Origin of the sequence: Lactiplantibacillus daowaiensis (assembly GCF_005405085.1) — a bacterium.
In the GTDB taxonomy this organism is placed as follows: domain Bacteria; phylum Bacillota; class Bacilli; order Lactobacillales; family Lactobacillaceae; genus Lactiplantibacillus; species Lactiplantibacillus daowaiensis.
Map to the genome: position 1 here is coordinate 1 of NZ_BJDJ01000039.1, position 1708 is coordinate 1708.

General features: G+C 49.9%; 1 rRNA gene. It reads left to right on the forward strand.

Annotated elements, in window-relative coordinates:
* Window positions 1-84: 84 nt before the first annotated feature.
* Window positions 85-1649: ribosomal RNA gene (locus FFM75_RS13815) — 16S ribosomal RNA — on the forward strand.
* Window positions 1650-1708: the final 59 nt, after the last annotated feature.

The window sequence follows — 1708 nt, forward strand, 5'->3', positions numbered from 1 at the left end:
AATTAGTAGCAAACATTTGCGAAGTCAATTCGCTAGCAAATAAATTTTTGAACAACTTTAAATGAGCTTTTTAGAACTCATCATTAATTTGAGAGTTTGATCCTGGCTCAGGACGAACGCTGGCGGCGTGCCTAATACATGCAAGTCGAACGAACTCTGGTATTGATTGGTGCTTGCATCATGATTTACATTTGAGTGAGTGGCGAACTGGTGAGTAACACGTAGGAAACCTGCCCAGAAGCGGGGGATAACACCTGGAAACAGATGCTAATACCGCATAACAACTTGGACCGCATGGTCCGAGCTTGAAAGATGGCTCTGCTATCACTTCTGGATGGTCCTGCGGCGTATTAGCTAGATGGTGAGGTAACGGCTCACCATGGCAATGATACGTAGCCGACCTGAGAGGGTAATCGGCCACATTGGGACTGAGACACGGCCCAAACTCCTACGGGAGGCAGCAGTAGGGAATCTTCCACAATGGACGAAAGTCTGATGGAGCAACGCCGCGTGAGTGAAGAAGGGTTTCGGCTCGTAAAACTCTGTTGTTAGAGAAGAACATATCTGAGAGTAACTGTTCAGGTATTGACGGTATCTAACCAGAAAGCCACGGCTAACTACGTGCCAGCAGCCGCGGTAATACGTAGGTGGCAAGCGTTGTCCGGATTTATTGGGCGTAAAGCGAGCGCAGGCGGTCTTTTAAGTCTGATGTGAAAGCCTTCGGCTTAACCGGAGAAGTGCATCGGAAACTGGGAGACTTGAGTGCAGAAGAGGACAGTGGAACTCCATGTGTAGCGGTGAAATGCGTAGATATATGGAAGAACACCAGTGGCGAAGGCGGCTGTCTGGTCTGTAACTGACGCTGAGGCTCGAAAGTATGGGTAGCAAACAGGATTAGATACCCTGGTAGTCCATACCGTAAACGATGAATGCTAAGTGTTGGAGGGTTTCCGCCCTTCAGTGCTGCAGCTAACGCATTAAGCATTCCGCCTGGGGAGTACGGCCGCAAGGCTGAAACTCAAAGGAATTGACGGGGGCCCGCACAAGCGGTGGAGCATGTGGTTTAATTCGAAGCTACGCGAAGAACCTTACCAGGTCTTGACATACTATGCAAATCTAAGAGATTAGACGTTCCCTTCGGGGACATGGATACAGGTGGTGCATGGTTGTCGTCAGCTCGTGTCGTGAGATGTTGGGTTAAGTCCCGCAACGAGCGCAACCCTTATTATCAGTTGCCAGCATTAAGTTGGGCACTCTGGTGAGACTGCCGGTGACAAACCGGAGGAAGGTGGGGATGACGTCAAATCATCATGCCCCTTATGACCTGGGCTACACACGTGCTACAATGGATGGTACAACGAGTTGCGAACTCGCGAGAGTAAGCTAATCTCTTAAAGCCATTCTCAGTTCGGATTGTAGGCTGCAACTCGCCTACATGAAGTCGGAATCGCTAGTAATCGCGGATCAGCATGCCGCGGTGAATACGTTCCCGGGCCTTGTACACACCGCCCGTCACACCATGAGAGTTTGTAACACCCAAAGTCGGTGGGGTAACCTTCGGGAACCAGCCGCCTAAGGTGGGACAGATGATTAGGGTGAAGTCGTAACAAGGTAGCCGTAGGAGAACCTGCGGCTGGATCACCTCCTTTCTAAGGAATATTACGGAAACCTACACACATCGTTGAAACTTTGTTTAGTTTTGAGAGGT